The organism is Ectothiorhodospira shaposhnikovii (assembly GCF_022227765.1).
Taxonomy (GTDB): Bacteria; Pseudomonadota; Gammaproteobacteria; order Ectothiorhodospirales; family Ectothiorhodospiraceae; genus Ectothiorhodospira.
The window spans coordinates 12,384-32,057 of record NZ_JAJMLZ010000002.1; the positions used below are offsets into that span (position 1 = coordinate 12,384).

General features: G+C 62.1%; 18 protein-coding genes and 1 tRNA gene. All 19 read right to left on the reverse strand.

Annotation, left to right across the window (positions count from 1 at the left end; genetic code table 11):
* Complete coding sequence (gene rpsS, locus LQD11_RS02685) at positions 1 to 273, reverse strand: 30S ribosomal protein S19 (RefSeq protein WP_008933165.1); 273 nt, start codon at positions 271 to 273, stop codon at positions 1 to 3.
* Positions 274 to 287: 14 nt separating this feature from the next.
* Entirely contained in the window at positions 288 to 1,112 is an 825-nt protein-coding gene (gene rplB / locus LQD11_RS02690) for a 50S ribosomal protein L2 (protein WP_238616154.1), read from the reverse strand.
* 18 nt (positions 1,113 to 1,130) lie between these two features.
* Positions 1,131 to 1,427 carry a 50S ribosomal protein L23 gene (rplW, locus tag LQD11_RS02695; RefSeq protein ID WP_200176787.1) on the reverse strand — a complete coding sequence of 99 codons (297 nt, stop codon included), beginning with the start codon at positions 1,425 to 1,427 and terminating at the stop codon, positions 1,131 to 1,133.
* Positions 1,424 to 2,029: a 50S ribosomal protein L4 gene (gene rplD / locus LQD11_RS02700; protein WP_238616155.1), complete on the reverse strand. Its 606-nt coding sequence runs from the start codon at positions 2,027 to 2,029 to the stop codon at positions 1,424 to 1,426. Before rplD ends, rplW begins: the two co-directional genes overlap by 4 nt.
* A 5-nt stretch (positions 2,030 to 2,034) precedes the next feature.
* The gene (gene rplC / locus LQD11_RS02705) at positions 2,035 to 2,679 is read right to left on the reverse strand and encodes a 50S ribosomal protein L3 (RefSeq protein ID WP_008933161.1); all 645 of its coding nucleotides are present in this window, start codon (positions 2,677 to 2,679) and stop codon (positions 2,035 to 2,037) included.
* Between the two features lie 132 nt (positions 2,680 to 2,811).
* Positions 2,812 to 3,126, reverse strand: coding sequence for a 30S ribosomal protein S10 (gene rpsJ / locus LQD11_RS02710; protein ID WP_008933160.1), 315 nt, complete (start codon positions 3,124 to 3,126; stop codon positions 2,812 to 2,814).
* Positions 3,127 to 3,131: 5 nt separating this feature from the next.
* Positions 3,132 to 4,322, reverse strand: a complete 1,191-nt coding sequence (gene tuf / locus LQD11_RS02715) for an elongation factor Tu (protein ID WP_200176785.1) — start codon at positions 4,320 to 4,322, stop codon at positions 3,132 to 3,134.
* Between the two features lie 53 nt (positions 4,323 to 4,375).
* Positions 4,376 to 6,475, reverse strand: coding sequence for an elongation factor G (gene fusA, locus LQD11_RS02720; RefSeq protein WP_238616156.1), 2,100 nt, complete (start codon positions 6,473 to 6,475; stop codon positions 4,376 to 4,378).
* A gap of 42 nt (positions 6,476 to 6,517) precedes the next feature.
* Entirely contained in the window at positions 6,518 to 6,985 is a 468-nt protein-coding gene (gene rpsG, locus LQD11_RS02725) for a 30S ribosomal protein S7 (protein WP_090202982.1), read from the reverse strand.
* A gap of 20 nt (positions 6,986 to 7,005) precedes the next feature.
* Positions 7,006 to 7,383, reverse strand: coding sequence for a 30S ribosomal protein S12 (gene rpsL / locus LQD11_RS02730; RefSeq protein WP_008933192.1), 378 nt, complete (start codon positions 7,381 to 7,383; stop codon positions 7,006 to 7,008).
* A gap of 132 nt (positions 7,384 to 7,515) precedes the next feature.
* Positions 7,516 to 11,742 carry a DNA-directed RNA polymerase subunit beta' gene (gene rpoC / locus LQD11_RS02735; RefSeq protein ID WP_238616157.1) on the reverse strand — a complete coding sequence of 1,409 codons (4,227 nt, stop codon included), beginning with the start codon at positions 11,740 to 11,742 and terminating at the stop codon, positions 7,516 to 7,518.
* Positions 11,743 to 11,829: 87 nt separating this feature from the next.
* Positions 11,830 to 15,912, reverse strand: coding sequence for a DNA-directed RNA polymerase subunit beta (rpoB, locus tag LQD11_RS02740; RefSeq protein WP_238616158.1), 4,083 nt, complete (start codon positions 15,910 to 15,912; stop codon positions 11,830 to 11,832).
* Positions 15,913 to 16,053: 141 nt separating this feature from the next.
* The gene (rplL, locus tag LQD11_RS02745) at positions 16,054 to 16,431 is read right to left on the reverse strand and encodes a 50S ribosomal protein L7/L12 (RefSeq protein WP_090202975.1); all 378 of its coding nucleotides are present in this window, start codon (positions 16,429 to 16,431) and stop codon (positions 16,054 to 16,056) included.
* A gap of 48 nt (positions 16,432 to 16,479) precedes the next feature.
* Complete coding sequence (rplJ, locus tag LQD11_RS02750; protein ID WP_238616512.1) at positions 16,480 to 17,004, reverse strand: 50S ribosomal protein L10; 525 nt, start codon at positions 17,002 to 17,004, stop codon at positions 16,480 to 16,482.
* A gap of 285 nt (positions 17,005 to 17,289) precedes the next feature.
* On the reverse strand, positions 17,290 to 17,985 hold the full coding sequence (gene rplA / locus LQD11_RS02755; protein WP_238616159.1) for a 50S ribosomal protein L1: 696 nt from the start codon (positions 17,983 to 17,985) through the stop codon (positions 17,290 to 17,292).
* Between the two features lies 1 nt (position 17,986).
* Positions 17,987 to 18,418 carry a 50S ribosomal protein L11 gene (rplK, locus tag LQD11_RS02760; RefSeq protein WP_200176780.1) on the reverse strand — a complete coding sequence of 144 codons (432 nt, stop codon included), beginning with the start codon at positions 18,416 to 18,418 and terminating at the stop codon, positions 17,987 to 17,989.
* 108 nt (positions 18,419 to 18,526) lie between these two features.
* A complete protein-coding gene (nusG, locus tag LQD11_RS02765) occupies positions 18,527 to 19,060 on the reverse strand; it encodes a transcription termination/antitermination protein NusG (protein WP_238616160.1) in 534 nt (177 codons plus the stop codon).
* 17 nt (positions 19,061 to 19,077) lie between these two features.
* On the reverse strand, positions 19,078 to 19,446 hold the full coding sequence (secE, locus tag LQD11_RS02770; protein ID WP_238616161.1) for a preprotein translocase subunit SecE: 369 nt from the start codon (positions 19,444 to 19,446) through the stop codon (positions 19,078 to 19,080).
* Between the two features lie 45 nt (positions 19,447 to 19,491).
* Positions 19,492 to 19,567, reverse strand: a tRNA-Trp gene (locus LQD11_RS02775).
* Positions 19,568 to 19,674 lie beyond the last annotated feature (107 nt).

Below are 19,674 nucleotides of genomic sequence, written 5' to 3' on the forward strand. Positions count from 1 at the left end.
CTACCTAGCCTTCTTGTCGGCCACATGGCCCTTGAAGGTGCGCGTTGCCGCGAACTCCCCGAGCTTGTGACCCACCATATTCTCGCTGACCAGCACGGGCACGTGCTGCCGACCGTTATGCACGGCGATGGTCAAGCCCACCATTTGCGGAATGACCATCGACCGGCGGGACCAGGTCTTGACCGGACGCCGGTCATTGTTGGCGGCGGCGGTTTCGACCTTCTTCAGCAGATGATGATCGACAAAAGGACCTTTCTTGAGCGAACGCGGCACTGACCTATCCCCTCTTACTTCGCTTTGCGACGGCGAACAATCATGTTGTCCGTACGCTTGTTCTTGCGGGTCTTGTAACCCTTGGTCGGCACACCCCACGGGGTGACCGGATGCAGACCGAAGTTCCGGCCCTCACCACCACCATGGGGGTGGTCCACCGGGTTCATGGCCGTACCGCGAACGGTGGGACGGATACCCAGCCAGCGCTTCGCACCGGCCTTGCCGAACTTGCGCAGACTGTGTTCCTGGTTACCCACTTCGCCGATGGTGGCGCGGCAGTCGACATGCACCTTACGCATCTCGCCGGAGCGCAGACGCAGGGTTGCATACTGACCTTCACGGGCCACCAGCTGGACGCCGGCGCCGGCACTGCGAGCCAGCTGGGCGCCCTTGCCGGGACGCATCTCGATGCAATGCACCACGGTACCCAGCGGAATGTTCCGCAGGGGCAGCGCGCTGCCCGGCTTGATCGGAGCATGGACGCCGGAGACGATCGGATCGCCCGCCTTGACGCCGCGGGGCGCAATGATATACCGCCGCTCGCCGTCTGCATACAGGACCAGCGCAAGATGCGCGGTGCGGTTCGGATCATATTCCAGGCGCTCGACCTTGCCCGGGATGTCATCCTTGTTCCGCTTGAAGTCCACGATGCGGTAGTGCTGCTTGTGTCCGCCGCCCACGTGCCGCACAGTCACACGGCCCTGGTTGTTACGACCACCCGACCGGCGCTTCTTTTCCAGCAGAGGACCGAAGGGCTCGCCCTTATGCAGATCGGGCGTCACCACCCGGACCACAAAACGACGGCCCGCGGAGGTGGGTTTCGACTTGACGATCGCCATCTCGCGTTACCTTTCCGATTACTCGTTGCCGGCCAATTGAATGTCGTGCCCTGCTTCCAGGGTCACGTAGGCCTTTTTCCAATGCTTGCGGCGTCCGGCGTGGACACCCATGCGCTTGCGCTTACCCTGCTGGTTCAGCATGCGCACAGAGTTGACCTTGACGTCGAACAAGGACTCAACCGCCTTCTTCACCTCGACGCGGGTCGCGTCGACGGCCACTTTGAACACGTGCTGATTGTTCAGCTCAGCCAGCATGGTGCCCTTTTCGGACACATGCGGGGCCACCAGGACCTTGAGCAGTCTTTCCTCGTTCATGACAGCCACCCTTCAACTTGCTTCAGCGCCGGCACGGTGATGACCACCTTGTCGAAGCCCACCAGAGCCACCGGATTCAGATCCACCACTTCGCACACACCCACGCGGAGCAGGTTGCGGGCAGACAGATAGAGATTGATATCCGCCTCGCTGGTGACGATCAGGGCACCCTCGAGATTCATGCCGTCCAGCTTGGCCTTCAGGTCACGGGTCTTGGGGGCATCGACACTGAATGCATCCACCACCACCAGGCGATCCTGACGGACCAGCTCGGAGAAGATGCTGGCCATGGCGGCGCGATACATCTTCTTGTTCAGCTTCTGGGAATAATCCCGGGGACGCGCCGCAAAGGTCACACCACCCCCACGCCACAGCGGACTGCGGATGGTACCGGCACGGGCACGACCACTCCCCTTCTGACGCCAGGGCTTGGCACCGCCGCCACGCACATCACTGCGGCTCTTCTGCGCCTTGGTACCGGCACGACCGCCTGCCATGTAGGCAACCACGGCCTGGTGCACCAGGGCCTCGTTAAAATCCCGACCGAACGCGCGATCAGAGACCTCGACGTCCTGCTGGGTGTCTTGAACCTGAAGCTTCATGAGATTCAACCTTTCGCCTTAACAGCGGGACGCACCAGCACGTCACCACCGGTGGAACCCGGCACCGCACCATGAATCAGGAGCAGATTGCGCTCGACATCAACCCGGACCACTTCCAGGTTCTGCACGGTGCAGCGCTCATTCCCCATCTGGCCGGCCATCTTCTTACCCTTGAATACGCGACCCGGAGTCTGGTTTTGACCGATCGAGCCCGGCGCCCGGTGAGAGCGCGAGTTACCGTGAGTGGCATCCTGCATGCTGAAATTATGACGCTTGATGACACCCTGGAAGCCCTTACCCTTGCTGGTCCCGGTGACATCCACCTTCTGACCCGCGGAAAAGACTTCCACATTGAGGCTGGCACCCGCTTCGATGCCTTCACCTTCTCCGTCTTCAAGACGGAATTCCCAAAGCCCGCGACCGGCTTCCACACCGGCCTTGGCCAGGTGGCCCGCCTGGGGCTTGGAAACACGACTTGCCTTGCGGCTGCCCACCGCGACCTGCACGGCCCGATAACCATCCCGGTCGCTGGTCTTAACCTGCGCCACCCGGTTAGGCTCAACCTCGATGACAGACACCGGCAGGGAGACCCCGTCTTCAGTGAAGACACGAGTCATGCCCACCTTGCGACCGACCAGTCCGATTGCCATGACACTACCTCTTGCTTCCGCCCCGAAACGGAGCGCCGAAGAAATTATTCTGCGTTCTGAAAATCACGGCCCGGCACAAGTTACCCTGCACCGGGCCATGGAAAGCCAACAATTATGCCACAACTAATGCGGCTAGTTAAGCTTTATTTGCACATCCACGCCGGCGGCCAGATCCAGCTTCATCAGGGCGTCCACGGTCTTGTCCGTGGGGTCCATGATATCCATCAGGCGCTTGTGGGTACGGATTTCGTACTGATCACGGGCATCCTTGTTGACGTGCGGAGAAATCAGCACGGTAAAGCTTTCCATCTTGGTCGGCAGCGGGATCGGACCCTTCACACGGGCACCGGTCCGCTTCGCGGTTTCCACGATCTCACTGGCGGAACGATCAATCAGACGATGATCGAAGGCCTTGAGGCGAATACGGATTCTCTGCTTGGCTGCCATGATGCTTACTCGATGATCTTGGAAACGACACCGGCGCCGACGGTACGGCCACCTTCACGGATCGCGAAGCGCAGACCGTCTTCCATCGCGATCGGCGCGATCAGGGATACGGTCATCTTCACGTTGTCACCCGGCATCACCATCTCGATGCCTTCCGGCAGATCGCAGGAACCGGTCACGTCCGTGGTACGGAAGTAGAACTGCGGACGGTAGCCGTTGAAGAACGGGGTATGACGACCACCCTCTTCCTTCGACAGCACGTACACTTCCGCTTCGAACTTGGTGTGCGGGGTGATGGAGCCGCTCTTGCACAGCACCTGACCACGCTCCACCTCGTCACGCTTGGTGCCGCGCAGCAGCACGCCCACGTTGTCACCCGCCTGACCCTGATCCAGCAGCTTGCGGAACATTTCCACGCCGGTCACGGTGGTCTTGATGGTGTCGCGGATACCCACGATGGAGACTTCGTCACCCACCTTCACGATGCCGCGCTCGATACGACCAGTCACCACGGTACCACGACCGGAGATGGAGAACACATCTTCCACCGGCATCAGGAACGCGCCGTCGATGGCACGCTCCGGCTCCGGAATGTACTCGTCCAGGGCCGCAATCAGCTTGTCGATGGCCGGCATGCCGATGTCGGAGGTGTCGCCTTCCAGCGCCTTGAGCGCGGAACCCACGATGATCGGGGTGTCGTCGCCAGGGAAGTCGTAGCTCGACAGCAGGTCGCGCACTTCCATCTCCACCAGCTCCAGCAGCTCGGCGTCGTCCACCATGTCGGCCTTGTTCAGGAACACGACGATGTAGGGCACGCCCACCTGACGGGCCAGCAGGATGTGCTCACGGGTCTGAGGCATCGGGCCGTCGGCCGCGGACACCACCAGGATCGCGCCGTCCATCTGCGCCGCACCGGTGATCATGTTCTTCACATAGTCGGCGTGGCCGGGGCAGTCCACGTGGGCATAGTGACGATTGTCGGACTCGTACTCCACGTGCGCGGTGGCAATTGTGATACCACGAGCGCGCTCTTCCGGGGCGTTGTCGATCTGGTCGTAGGCACGGGCCTCACCACCAAACTTCTTCGCCTGAACCACCGTCAGCGCCGCCGTCAGCGTGGTCTTGCCATGGTCAACGTGACCGATCGTGCCCACGTTCACGTGCGGCTTCTTACGCTCAAATTTTTCCTTCGACACCTTGTATTACCCCTTCAATATTCGAATCTGGTGACGTCCGATCAGGCCGATCTTCAGGACGACTTCTTGATGACCGCTTCAGCCACGCTGGCCGGCGCTTCCGCATACTTGGAGAATTCCATGGAGTACACGGCGCGACCCTGAGTGGCGGAACGCAGGTCGGTGGAGTAACCGAACATCTCGGCCAGCGGCACTTCGGCGCGAACGATCTTGCCCGCCGGGGCATCGTCCATACCCTGCACCAGACCGCGACGACGGTTCAGGTCACCCATCACGTCGCCCATGTATTCTTCCGGCGTCACCACTTCCACCTTCATGATGGGCTCCAGCAGCACGGCGCCCGCCTTGGCGGCGCCTTCCTTGAAGCCGATGGAACCGGCGATCTTGAACGCGGCTTCCGAGGAGTCCACGTCGTGGTAGGAGCCGTCGAACAGGGTGACCTTCACATCCACCACCGGGAAGCCGGCGATGACACCGTTCTTGATCTGCTCCTGCACACCCTTATCCACGGCCGGGATGTATTCCTTGGGTACCACACCGCCGACGATGGCGTTGACGAACTCATAACCGGTACCCGCTTCCAGGGGCTCGATGCGCAGCCAGACGTGACCGTACTGACCACGACCACCGGACTGACGCACGAACTTGCCTTCCTGCTCCACCGTCTTGCGGATGGTTTCGCGGTAAGCCACCTGAGGCTTGCCCACGTTGGCCTCCACCTTGAACTCGCGACGCATGCGGTCGACGATGATGTCCAGGTGCAGCTCGCCCATGCCGGAGATGATGGTCTGGCCGGATTCCTCGTCGGTACGCACCTGGAAGGAAGGATCTTCCTGAGCCAGCTTGGACAGGGCCACACCCATCTTTTCCTGGTCGCCCTTGGTCTTGGGCTCCACGGCCACGGAGATCACCGGCTCGGGGAACTCCATGCGCTCCAGGGTGATGATGTCGTTCAGGTCGCACAGGGTGTCACCGGTGGTGACATCCTTCAGACCCACAGCAGCGGCGATGTCGCCGGCGCGCACTTCCTTGATCTCTTCGCGGGAGTTGGCATGCATCTGCACGATACGGCCGATGCGCTCCTTTTTACCCTTGACCGGATTGTAGACACTGTCACCGGACTGCACCACGCCGGAGTAGACGCGGAAGAAGGTCAGCGTACCGACGAACGGGTCGGTGGCGATCTTGAATGCCAGCGCGGCAAACGGCTCGTCATCGGTGGAATGACGCACGCCTTCGCTTTCGGCCGCATCATCCAGGATACCCTTGATGGCCAGCACGTCGGTGGGGGCCGGCATGAACTCGATCACCGCGTCCAGCATGCGCTGCACGCCCTTGTTCTTGAAGGCGGTACCGCACAGGGCGGGGATGACTTCGTTGCGCAGGGTACGGGCACGCAGGCCCTGCTTGATCTCGTCGATGCTCAGCTCGCCGCCTTCCAGGTACTTCTCCATCAGCTCCTCGGAGCCTTCAGCAGCAGCCTCGACCATGTGCTCACGCCATTCGTTGCACAGATCCACCATCTCGGCCGGGATATCCTTGGCCTCGAAGGTCATGCCCTGAGAGGCGTCATCCCAGTAGATGGCCTTCATGGTCAGCAGATCCACCACACCGGAGAAACTGTCCTCGGCGCCGATGGGCATCACGATGGGCACGGGATTGGCGGCCAGGCGGTCGCGGATCTGACCGATCACGCGCAGGAAGTTGGCACCGGGGCGGTCCATCTTGTTGACGAACGCCATCCGCGGCACCTGGTACTTATTGGCCTGACGCCACACGGTCTCGGACTGGGGCTCCACGCCGCCCACGGCACAGAACACGGCACAGGCACCGTCCAGCACGCGCAGGGAACGCTCCACCTCAATGGTGAAGTCCACGTGCCCGGGCGTATCGATGATATTGATGCGGTGCTCGGGGAACTGCTTGTCCATGCCGGACCAGAAGCAGGTGGTCGCAGCGGAAGTGATGGTGATGCCGCGCTCCTGCTCCTGCTCCATCCAGTCCATGGTGGCAGCGCCGTCATGCACCTCACCGAGCTTGTGGGAGACGCCGGTATAGAACAGGATACGCTCCGTCGTGGTCGTCTTGCCGGCGTCGATGTGCGCCATGATACCGATGTTCCGGTAGCGCTCGATGGGTGTTTTGCGTGCCACTTGAATTACCTCGAAAAGTCTTGTTTCCGACCGCCGGTTGCCTTACCAGCGGTAATGCGAGAAGGCCTTGTTGGCATCCGCCATGCGATGGGTGTCTTCACGCTTCTTCACGGCGGCACCCTTGCTTTCAGCGGCATCCATCAGTTCACCCGCCAGCTTCAGGGCCATGGACTTCTCGCCGCGCTTGCGGGAGGCATCCACGATCCAGCGCATGGCCAGCGCGTTCTGACGCACGGCGCGCACTTCCACGGGCACCTGATAGGTGGCACCACCCACGCGACGGGACTTCACCTCGACGCGGGGACGCACGTTTTCCAGGGCCTGCTCCAGCACCTGGATACCGTCGCCCTTCTTCGACTCAATCTGGGTCAGGGCACCGTACAGCACGCGCTCCGCAACGGACTTCTTGCCGTCGCGCATCACGGTATTGATGAATTTGGCGAGCAGCTCACTCCCGTACTTGGGATCGGGAAGGATGGTGCGCTTGGGAGCTTCAGATCTTCTGGACATGGTCTTATCTCAACGAGCCCTTAGGCCTTCTTGGGACGCTTGGCGCCGTACTTGGAGCGAGCCTGCTTACGGTTCTGTACACCCTGGGTATCCAGGCTGCCACGGACCGTGTGATAGCGCACACCCGGCAAATCCTTGACACGACCACCACGAATGAGCACCACCGAGTGTTCCTGAAGGTTGTGACCTTCACCACCGATGTAGCTGGAGACCTCGTAACCGTTCGTCAGGCGCACACGAGCGACCTTACGCAGCGCGGAGTTCGGCTTCTTCGGCGTGGTGGTATAGACACGTGTACACACGCCACGCTTCTGCGGGCAGGCCTCCAGGGCCGGCACGTTGCTCTTTTCCGTCGGGCGCTTGCGCGGCTTGCGCACTAACTGGTTAATTGTTGCCATGAAAGCGTTTCTCCTAGCCCAAAAACAACGACAGGCCGGACCTACCGGCCTGTCGAGGGTGCGATATGTTAGGCAGAGGGCCCGTCAGTGTCAAGACATGACGGACCCTCTCACCACCAAAAGACTGCTGCATCATTCCTCGGAGGCCGCGGCGCTGTCCGAATCCCCGTTGGATTCGGGGGTCACCGGGGCCTGGGACGGAGCAGGCGCCGTTTCCGGCACGGCCAGGGTCAGCCCCTCGCTGTGACGGCGACGACGACGCTCCTTGTGGTACGCCAGCCCGGAACCCGCCGGGATCAGGCGACCCACAATCACGTTCTCCTTCAGGCCGCGCAGGTCGTCCCGGGCACCGCGCACGGCGGACTCGGTGAGCACCCTCGTGGTTTCCTGGAAGGAAGCCGCTGAGATGAAGGATTCCGTGACCAGCGAGGCCTTGGTGATGCCCAGCAGCACCCGATCATACAGGGGATGCTGCTTGTCCGGTCCCAGCATGTCCATCTCTTCCACCACCCGGGCACGATCCACCTGCTCCCCGGTAAGGAAGCGGCTGTCTCCCGGATAGGTGATTTCCACCTTGCGCAGCATCTGGCGAATGATCACCTCGATGTGCTTGTCGTTGATCTTCACGCCCTGCAGACGATAAACGTCCTGGATCTCCTTGACCATGTATTCAGCCAGGGCGGTGACGCCCAGCAGGCGCAGGATGTCATGGGGGTTGGGTTCACCGTCGGCGATCACTTCCCCGCGCTCCACGTGCTCACCTTCGAACACATTCACCTGACGCCACTTGGGAATCAGCTCCTCATGGGTCTCGCCGCTCTTGTCATCGGTGATGATCAGACGCTGCTTGCCCTTGGTGTCCTTGCCGAAGCTGACCGTACCGGAACGCTCCGCCAGGATGGCGGGCTCCTTCGGCTTTCTGGCCTCGAACAGGTCGGCCACCCGGGGCAGACCACCGGTGATGTCACGGGTCTTGGAAGACTCCTGCGGGATACGGGCGATAACGTCACCCACCTCCACCGTGGCCCCGTCTTCCAGGTTCACGATGGCGCCGCTCTGCAGCACGTAGTTGGCCGGAATCTCGGTGCCCGCCAGGCACAGGTCCTGACCATTGGGACCCACCAGCTTCACCATGGGGCGCAGGTCCTTGCCCTGGGAGCCGCGGGACTTGGGATCGATGACCACGGTGGAGGTCAGGCCGGTGATGTCGTCCACCTGCTTGTTCACCGTCACGCCATCAAGGAAGTCCTGCATGCGGATGGTACCGGCCACCTCGGTGATGATCGGGTGGGTATGCGGGTCCCAGGTCGCCACTTCCTTGCCGGCTTCCACCGCCTCGCCGTCGGCCACCAGGATGACCGCGCCATAGGGCAGCTTGTAGCGCTCGCGCTCGCGACCGGCTTCGTCGATGACGCCGATTTCACCGGAACGGGACACCGCCACCAGGTTGCCGTGCTTGTTGGTCACCGTCTTGATGTTGTGCAGACGGATGGAGCCCTTGCCCTTCACGGAGATGCTGCTGGCGGCCGCGGTACGGCTGGCGGCACCCCCGATATGGAAGGTACGCATGGTCAGCTGGGTACCCGGCTCACCGATGGACTGGGCGGCGATGACGCCCACCGCCTCGCCGATGTTCACCCGGTGACCACGGGCCAGATCGCGGCCGTAGCACTTGGCGCAGATGCCGTGACGGGTCTGGCAGGTGATGGCGGAACGCACCACCACCTCGTCCACGCCGGCGGCTTCCATGGCATCCACGGAGTCCTCGTCCAGCAGGGTGCCGCGGGGCATGATCAGGTCGCCGCTCAGGGACAGCACGTCTTCCGCCAGCACGCGCCCCAACACCCGCTCACGCAGCGGCTCCACCACGTCGCCGCCTTCGATGATCGGCTTCATGACGATGCCCTGGTCGGTACCGCAATCCTGCTCGGTCACCACCAGGTCCTGGGCCACGTCCACCAGACGCCGGGTCAGATAACCGGAGTTGGCGGTCTTGAGCGCCGTATCCGCCAGACCCTTACGGGCGCCGTGGGTGGAGATGAAGTACTGCAACACGTTCAGACCTTCACGGAAGTTCGCCGTGATGGGGGTCTCGATGATGGAGCCGTCCGGCTTGGCCATCAGGCCGCGCATCCCCGCCAGCTGACGGATCTGGGCGGCGGAACCACGGGCACCGGAGTCGGCCATCATGAAGATGGAGTTGAAGGAAGGCTGCTTGACGAGATTGCCTTCGGCGTCCTCCACCTCGTCCTTGCCCAGCTTCTCCATCATGGCCTTGGCCACCTGGTCATTGGTATGGGACCAGATGTCCACCACCTTGTTGTAGCGCTCGCCCTTGGTCACCAGACCCGAGGAATACTGCTCCTCGATGTCCTTCACCTGGGTCTCGGCCGCCGCCAGGATGCCCAGCTTCTCGTCCGGGATCACCATGTCGTTGATACCGAAGGAGACACCGCCCCGGGTGGAGTACTTGAAGCCGGTGTACATCAGCTGGTCGGCGAAGATCACCGTCTCCTTCAGACCCACCCGACGATAGCAGTGGTTGATCAGCCCGGAGATGGCCTTCTTGGTCAGATCGCGGTTGACGATCTCGAACGGCAGGCCGGGGGGCAGGATGCGGGACAGCAGGGCGCGACCCACGGTGGTCTGGTAGCGGGTCAGGGTTTCCGAATGCTCGCCGTCCTCGCTCACCACCACTTCGCGGATACGCACCTGCACGCGGGCGTGCAGTTCCACCACGCCGTTCTCGTAGGCGCGGTGCACCTCGTCCACGTCACTGAACATCATGCCCTCGCCCTTGGCATTGATGCGGTCGCGGGACATGTAGTACAGACCCAGCACGATGTCCTGGGACGGCACGATGATGGGCTCGCCGTTGGCCGGGGACAGGATGTTGTTGGTGGACATCATCAGGGCGCGGGCTTCCAGCTGCGCCTCCAGGGACAGGGGCACGTGCACCGCCATCTGGTCACCGTCGAAGTCCGCGTTGAACGCGGCACAGACCAACGGATGCAGCTGAATGGCCTTACCTTCGATGAGCACCGGCTCAAAGGCCTGGATGCCCAGACGGTGCAGGGTCGGCGCCCGGTTGAGCATCACCGGATGCTCGCGGATCACCTCTTCGAGGATATCCCAGACCTCCGGCCCTTCCCTTTCCACCAGCTTCTTGGCCGCCTTGATGGTAGTGGCCAGGCCGCGGCGATGCAGCTTGCCGAAGATGAAGGGCTTGAACAGTTCCAGGGCCATCTTCTTGGGCAGACCGCACTGGTGCAGGCGCAGGGTCGGACCCACCACGATCACGGAACGACCGGAGTAGTCCACGCGCTTGCCCAGCAGGTTCTGACGGAAGCGCCCCTGCTTGCCCTTGATCATGTCGGCCAGGGACTTGAGCGGGCGCTTGTTGGTGCCGGTGATGGCACGACCGCGACGGCCGTTGTCCAGCAGGGCATCCACCGCCTCCTGCAGCATGCGCTTTTCGTTGCGCACGATGATGTCCGGGGCGTTGAGCTCCAGCAGGCGCTTGAGACGGTTGTTGCGGTTGATGACCCGGCGATACAGATCGTTCAGGTCGGAGGTGGCGAAGCGACCGCCGTCCAGGGGCACCAGGGGACGCAGGTCCGGCGGCAGCACCGGCAGCACCGTGAGGATCATCCACTCGGGCTTGTTGCCGGACTCCAGGAAGGACTCGATCAGCTTCAGGCGCTTGGCCAGACGCTTGATCTTGGTGTCGGAACTGGTCTCGCGCACTTCCGTGCGCAGGCGGTTGGCCTCCTGCTGCAGATCGATGGAACGCAGCAGCTCGAACACGGCCTCGGCGCCCATGCGGGCATCGAACTCGTCGCCATGCTCCTCGATGGCGTCCAGGTACTGCTCGTCGCTCAGCAGCTGGCCCCGCTCCAGGGTGGTCATGCCCGGATCCACCACCACGAAGGCTTCAAAATACAGCACCCGCTCGATGTCGCGCAGGGTCATGTCCAGCAGCAGGCCGATGCGGGACGGCAGGCTCTTGAGGAACCAGATGTGGGCCACCGGGCTGGCCAGCTCGATATGCCCCATGCGCTCGCGGCGCACCTTGGTCTGGGTCACTTCCACGCCACACTTTTCGCACACCACACCGCGGTGCTTGAGGCGCTTGTACTTGCCGCACAGGCACTCGTAGTCCTTGATGGGGCCGAAGATCTTGGCGCAGAACAGGCCATCCCGTTCCGGCTTGAAGGTACGGTAGTTGATGGTTTCCGGCTTCTTGACCTCGCCGAATGACCAGGACCGGATCATTTCAGGGGACGCCAGCGCGATCCGGATGGCATCAAATTCTTCCACCTGGCCTTGCTGCTTGAGTAGATTGAGAAGATCTTTCATCGATTCACCTCGATTGAGTCGGAGCGGACACGTCCTGATTGCCCGACGGGGCGGACGGAAGGTCCGCCCCCGTCATGTGGTCCTGGCTCAGTCCTGCTCCAGTTCGATATTGATGGCCAGCGAACGGATTTCCTTCATGAGTACGTTGAAGGACTCGGGAATATTCGCTTCCATCCGGTGATCGCCGTCGACGATGTTCTTGTACATCTTGTTGCGGCCCTGTACGTCATCCGACTTCACGGTCAACATTTCCTGCAGTGTATAGGCGGCGCCGTAGGCCTCCAGGGCCCAGACTTCCATCTCCCCGAAGCGCTGGCCGCCGAACTGGGCCTTGCCGCCCAGCGGCTGCTGGGTGACCAGGCTGTACGGACCGGTGGAACGGGCGTGCATCTTGTCGTCCACCAGGTGGTTCAGCTTCAGCATGTGCATGTAGCCCACGGTGACCGGACGATCGAAAGAATCGCCGGTACGGCCGTCGAACAGGGTGGTCTGACCGGTTTCCGGCAGATCCGCCAGCTTGAGCATGTGCTTGATCTCATGCTCTTCGGCACCGTCGAACACCGGAGTGGCCATGGGCACGCCGCGACGCAGGCGCTTGGCCAGCTCGATGACTTCCTCGTCGGTGAGCTGGGACAGGTCTTCCTTGATGTTCTTGGGATCATGGTTGTAGACCTGATCCAGGAACCGGCGCAGCTCGTCCACCTGGGCCTTGGCATCGATCATGCGACCGATCTTCTGACCCAGGCCCTTGGCGGCCCACCCCAGGTGGGTCTCCAGCACCTGCCCCACGTTCATGCGCGACGGCACGCCCAGGGGGTTGAGCACGATATCCACCGGAGTGCCGTCATCCAGGTAAGGCATGTCTTCCATCGGTACGATCATGGACACCACACCCTTGTTACCGTGGCGGCCGGCCATCTTGTCACCGGGCTGCATGCGACGCTTCACGGCCAGGTAGACCTTGACCATCTTCAGCACGCCCGGGGCCAGATCGTCACCGGCGGTGAGCTTGGCCTTCTGCTCCTTGAAGCGCTTCTCGAAGGCGTCATGCTGCAGCTTGAGCTGATCCTGCATCAGTTCCAGCTGTTCGTTGACTTCCTCGCTGCGCATGCGGATCTCGAACCACTTCTCGCGAGGCAGTTCGCTCAGATAGGTGCGGGTCACCTTGGCGCCATCCTTCAGGCCGCCGGGGCCACCAGCCGCCAGCTTGCCGGAGAGCAGCTTCTCCACGCGGTCGTAGATGTCGTCCTCGTAGATGCGCAGCTGGTCCTTGAGATCCTTGCGGACGGATTCCAGGGCCATTTCCTCGATCTGCAGGGCACGCTTGTCCTTCTCCACGCCGTCGCGGGTGAAGACGCGCACGTCGATCACGGTGCCCTCGATGCCGGAAGAGACACGCAGGCTGGTGTCCTTCACGTCCGAGGCCTTCTCGCCGAAGATGGCGCGCAGCAGCTTCTCTTCCGGGGTCAGCTGGGTCTCGCCCTTGGGCGTGACCTTGCCTACCAGGATGTCACCCGGCTTCACCTCCGCACCCACGTAGACGATGCCCGACTCATCCAGCTTGGACAGCAGACCCTCGGACACGTTGGGGATGTCGGCACTGATCTCCTCCGGCCCCAGCTTGGTGTCCCGGGCCACACAGGTGAGTTCCTCGATATGGATCGAGGTAAAGCGGTCTTCCTGCACCACCCGCTCGGAGATGAGGATGGAATCCTCGAAGTTGTAGCCATTCCAGGGCATGAAGGCCACCAGCATGTTCTGGCCCAGGGCCAGTTCGCCCAGATCCGTCGAGGAACCGTCGGCGATCACGTCGCCGCGGGCGATGACGTCACCGACACGGACCAGCGGACGCTGGTTGATGCAGGTGTTCTGGTTGGAACGGGTGTACTTGATGAAGTTGTAGATGTCCACACCGGGTTCGCCGGCTTCGGTCTCGTCGTCGTTGACGCGCACCACCACGCGGGCCGCGTCCACGGAGTCCACCACCCCGCCGCGACGAGCCACGATGGAAGAACCGGAGTCGATGGCCACGGTACGCTCGATGCCGGTGCCCACCACCGGGGTCTCGGCACGCAGACAAGGCACCGCCTGACGCTGCATGTTGGAACCCATGAGGGCGCGGTTGGCGTCGTCATGCTCCAGGAACGGAATCAGCGCCGCCGCCACGGAGACGATCTGCTTGGGCGAGATATCCATGCACTGGATCTTGTCCGGGGTGGACATGGTGAACTCGTTCTGGAATCGGCAGGACACCAGTTCGTCCACCAAGTTGCCGGACTCGTCCAGGGTGGCGTTCGCCTGGGCGATGACGTAGTTGCCTTCCTCGATGGCCGACAGATACAGAATCTCCTCGGTCACCTTGCCGTCCACCACCCGGCGGTACGGGGTTTCCAAAAAGCCGTAGCGGTTGGTGCGGGCGTACACGGCCAGAGAGTTGATCAGACCGATGTTCGGACCTTCCGGGGTCTCGATGGGGCAGACGCGACCATAGTGGGTGGGATGCACGTCACGGACTTCGAAGCCCGCCCGCTCGCGGGTCAGACCGCCGGGACCCAGGGCGGAGATACGCCGCTTGTGGGTGACCTCCGACAGCGGGTTGTTCTGGTCCATGAACTGGGAGAGCTGGCTGGAGCCGAAGAATTCCTTCACCGCCGCCGCCACCGGCTTGGCGTTGATCAGTTCCTGGGGCATCAGACCTTCGCTCTCGGCCACGCTCAGGCGTTCCTTCACGGCCCGCTCCACGCGCACCAGGCCGACGCGGAAGACGTTCTCCGCCATCTCGCCCACGCTACGCACGCGACGGTTGCCCAGGTGGTCGATGTCGTCCACATGGCCGTTGCCGTTACGGATATCGATCAGGACCTTGATCACGTCCAGGATATCGTTGTTGTCCAGCACGCCGGGGCCGATTTCTTCCTCGCGGCCGACGCGGCGGTTGAACTTCATGCGACCCACGGCGGAAAGATCGTACCGGTCTTCGCTGAAGAACAGGCTCTGGAACAGATTCTCGGCGGCATCCTTGGTCGGCGGCTCACCCGGACGCATCATCCGGTAGATCTCCACCTGGGCCTCCAGCTGGGAACGCGTGGTGTCAATGCGCAGGGTGCTGGAGATGTAGGGACCGTGATCCAGATCGTTGGTGTAGAGGGTACGGAAGGTCTTGGTGCCGGAACGACGGATCTTCTCCAGCATGTCGGGCGTGAGCTCGTCGTTGGCATTGGCCACCAGCTCGCCGCTGTCCTCGTCGACGATGGTATGGGCCAGGATCTTGCCCACCAGGAACTCGGCCGGCACTTCCAGGGACTTCAGCTCGGCCTGCTCCATCTGGCGCACGTGGCGGGCAGTGATGCGACGGCCGGATTCCACCAGCAACTGGTCGCCCACATAGATGTCAAAGGCCGCCGTCTCGCCACGCAGGCGCTCCGGGACCAGTTCCATCTCGAAACCTTCCTTGAGGATCTTGACCGTATTGGTCTCGAAGAAGGTTTCCAGGATGTCTTCTTCCTCCATGCCCAGGGCACGGAGCAGCACCGTCGCGGGCAGCTTGCGGCGACGGTCGATACGCACAAAGATGGCGTCCTTGGGATCAAACTCGAAGTCCAGCCAGGAGCCGCGGTAGGGAATCACGCGGGCATTGAACAGGAGTTTGCCGGAACTGTGGGTCTTGCCCTTGTCGTGGTCGAAGAACACGCCGGGGGACCGATGCAGCTGGGACACGATCACGCGCTCGGTACCATTGATCACAAAGGTACCGTTCTCGGTCATGAGCGGCAGTTCGCCCATGTAGACTTCCTGCTCCTTGATGTCCTTGACCACACGGGAGCCCGCCGGGGCTTCCTTGTCGTAGATCACCAGGCGCAGCAGCACACGCAGCGGAGCGGCGTAGGTCATCCCCCGCAGCTGGCATTCCTTCACATCAAATACGGGATCACCCAAGCGGTAGCTGACGTATTCCAGTTCCACGGACCCGGAATAACTCACGATCGGGAACACCGACTTGAAGGCGGCGTGCAGGCCTACCTCATCGCGGCCCTGACGGGGCTCGCTCATCTGCAGAAACTGACGGTAGGAATCAATCTGCGTGGCCAGCAGATAGGGGACATCGAGGATCTGGGGCCGTTTGCCGAAATCCTTGCGGATGCGCTTCTTCTCGGTGTAGCTATAAGCCATTGTGATTCCTCACACTAGAATCGACACGCCACCCTTGTGTGCGGGGTGAAGTGGAGCAAGCAGCAAGAGGCCGGCGGTGCATCACCGCCAGCCCCCGGGTGTCACGCGACCAGGTCGCGAAACAAAGACCAGACCAACGCCTTACTTGAGTTCGACGCTGGCGCCGGCTTCTTCCAGTTCCTTCTTGATCTTTTCGGCTTCTTCCTTGTTCACGCCTTCCTTCACGGTGGCGGGAGCGGATTCGACCATGTCCTTGGCTTCCTTCAGACCCAGACCGGTCAGGCCGCGGATGACCTTGATCACGTTGACCTTGTTGGCGCCGAAGCTGGTCATGACGACGTCGAACTCGTCCTTGACCTCGGCAGCGGCTTCGCCACCGGCGGCGGCGACGGGGGCGGCGGCCACGGCAGCGGCAGCGCTCACGCCGAACTTCTCTTCCATCGCGGAAATCAGATCAACGATTTCCAGGACGGTCATGTTGGAAATGGTTTCCAGGATTTCTTCTTTCGAAACAGCCATGGTTAACTCCTAAGAGGGTGTGATACCCGATTCGGTTCAAAAATGTACTCAGGCAGCCGCCTGTTTCTGGTCGCGAATGGCGGCCACAGTGCGAACGAACTTGCCCGGGACTTCGTTGAGGGTGCGCGCGAACTTGTCGAGCGGCGCCTTCATGACAGCCATGAGCAGGCTGATGGCCTGATCGCGGGTCGGCATGCTGGCCAGACGATCCAGTTCGCCCGGACCCAGCAGCTGTCCACCCACGGACACCATCTTGCACTCCAGCTTCGCGTGGTTCTTGGCAAAGTCCTTGACCAGTCTTGCAGCGGCACCCGGATCTTCCTGGGAGAAGGCCAGGACCAGAGGTCCGACCATGCCTTCCTGCATGCACTGGAAATCGGTCCCCTCGACCGCACGACGGGCAAGGGAGTTCTTCACCACCCGCAGGTAGACGCCGGACTCACGCGCTTTCTTGCGCAGTTCGGTCATCTCGCCCACGGAGAGCCCGCGATATTCGGCCGCAACGGCCGAATGAGCGCTGGCGGCCACCGCAGCGACCTCAGAGACAATCGCCTTCTTGTCTTCGAGATTCAGTGCCACGGATATACCTCCTGTTTGACGTCAAGGGCATGCGCCGATGACGCTGAGTGATAAAGCCGGAGGCCGGGCCTCCGACTACCTTTACGGCGTACCCTCAGCAGGAAGAACCTGAATCGGGAGACACCGTCTGCGCAGGCGGACCTGAAACTTCCATTAAGTCCCGGCAACCGGGACGCCTGCGGTCTTGGACGGATACCGGCTTGCGCCGGCAGTCCCACCCAAACTTAAACATTTAAACGCCCTCCCCCCCCCCCGCGGGGGGAGAAGGACTTGAAGCCATTACAGCGCCAGCGAACCCTGATCCACCGGCACGCCGGGGCCCATGGTGGTGGAAACGGTCACCCGCTTCATGTACACACCCTTGGCGGCGGACGGCTTGGCCTTCATCAGGTCACCCAGCAACGCCATCAGGTTTTCTTCCAGCGCCTTGGGCTCAAAGCTCACGTTGCCGATGGTGCAGTGGATGATGCCGCCCTTGTCGGTGCGATAGCGCACCTGACCGGCCTTGGCATTCTTCACCGCGCCGGCCACGTCGGCGGCCACCGTCCCCACCTTGGGGTTCGGCATCAGGCCGCGGGGGCCCAGGATCTGGCCCAGCTGGCCCACCACGCGCATGGCGTCGGGGCTGGCGATCACCACGTCAAAGTTCAGATTGCCGGCCTTCACCTCGGCGGCCAGATCATCCATGCCCACGATGTCGGCACCGGCTTCGCGGGCGGCATCGGCATTGGCACCCTGGGTGAACACGGCCACGCGCACGGTCTTGCCGGTGCCGTTGGGCAGCACGGTGGAACCACGCACCACCTGGTCGGACTTACGCGGGTCCACACCCAGGTTCACGGCCACGTCCACGGATTCACTGAACTTGGCGGAAGCCGTGTCCTTCAGCAGTTGAAGGGCTTCGGACACCGGATACATCTTGCCCGGCTCGACCTTCTCGCGGATCGCCCGCATGCGCTTGCTCAGCTTTGCCATCTCACACGCCCTCCACGTCAAGACCCATACTGCGCGCACTGCCGGCGATGGAACGCACGGCGGCGTCCAGATCCGCGGCGGTCAGGTCGGGCATCTTGGTACGGGCAACCTCTTCCACCTGCTCACGGGTCACCTTGCCCACCTTGACGGTGTTGGGGGTGGCGGAACCCTTGGGTACACCGGCGGCCTTGCGCAGCAGCACGGAAGCCGGCGGGGTCTTGGTGATAAAGGTGAAGGAACGGTCGGAATAGACGGTGATCACCACGGGAATCGGCAGACCCGGCTCCAGATTCTGGGTCTGGGCATTAAAGGCCTTACAGAATTCCATGATGTTCACACCGCGCTGACCCAGCGCGGGGCCGACGGGCGGACTGGGGTTGGCCTTACCAGCGGCCACCTGAAGCTTGATGTAAGCTTCGATCTTCTTAGCCATGACATGAACTCCTGAGTGTGGGTGCTAGCGCCTTTCGGCTCCCCTGAGGAAAAGCGGCAGGACTCGGGGCTCCCCGGGTCCTGCCGCGATTCGGTGCTTCCAACAGACCTAGACTTTCTCGACCTGATGAAACTCCAGCTCCACGGGCGTGGAGCGGCCAAAAATCTGCACAGCCACCAGCAGGCGGTTCTTGTCGTAGTTCACCTCTTCGACGACGGCATTGAAGTCGTTGAAGGGGCCGTCGGTCACCCGGACCACTTCTCCGGGCTCGAACAAGACCTTGGGACGCGGCTTCTCCGCGCCCTCCTGCATGCGCTGCAGAATGACATCGGCTTCCTTGTCGGAAATGGGCGTGGGACGATCGGCATTGGCGCCGATGAAACCCAGCACCTTGGGCACGCTCTTCACGAGGTGCCAGGTGTCTTCGTCCATCTCCATCTGGACCAGGACATACCCGGGGAAGAACTTGCGCTCACTCTTGCGCTTTTGTCCGTCGCGCATCTCCACCACTTCCTCGGTGGGCACGAGGATGTCCCCGAACTTGTCCTGCATGTCGAAACGGGCAATGCGCTCCTTGAGGGAGCGCTTCACCTGATTCTCGAAACCGGAATATGCATGCACGACATACCAACGCAGGGCCATCTTGACTTCCTAATTGCTCAGCGGATGAATTCGCGAATCGACCACCCCAGCAGCATGTCGATCAGCCACAGCATGATCGCCACGAGGATAGTCACAGCCAGGACGACCAGAGAGGTCTGCAGGGTCTCGACCCGGGTGGGCCAGACCATTTTGCGCACTTCCGTGCGCGAATCCTGGAGGAACCCAGCCAGCGCCCGACCCTTGGCGGTAGTGAACACGATGCCCACCGCCACCCCGCTGATTGCCAGCAGGCCAAGAACGCGGAAGAGCGTCGACCCGTCCGAGAACCAATAAAAGCCGATGACGCCCGCCACCAGCAGCCCAACGGCTACCAGCAGCTTGACGGTGTCGAAACCGGCACCTTCTACTTCCGCTTTACCTGCCATGGGATAGAACTTGACCCGGTTGCAATCGCAACTGCCTGCGAGAGATGGCAGGCCAGGAGGGACTCGAACCCCCAACCTGCGGTTTTGGAGACCGCTGCTCTGCCAATTGAGCTACTGGCCTGTAACAACCGATACAAACGAATTGCTTTTTCGATTCAAACCCGGCGCCTGATTTCAGGCGCCGGACTCAAGCCGATGCAGCCAGACGATTGTATCGCCTCGGCGGAT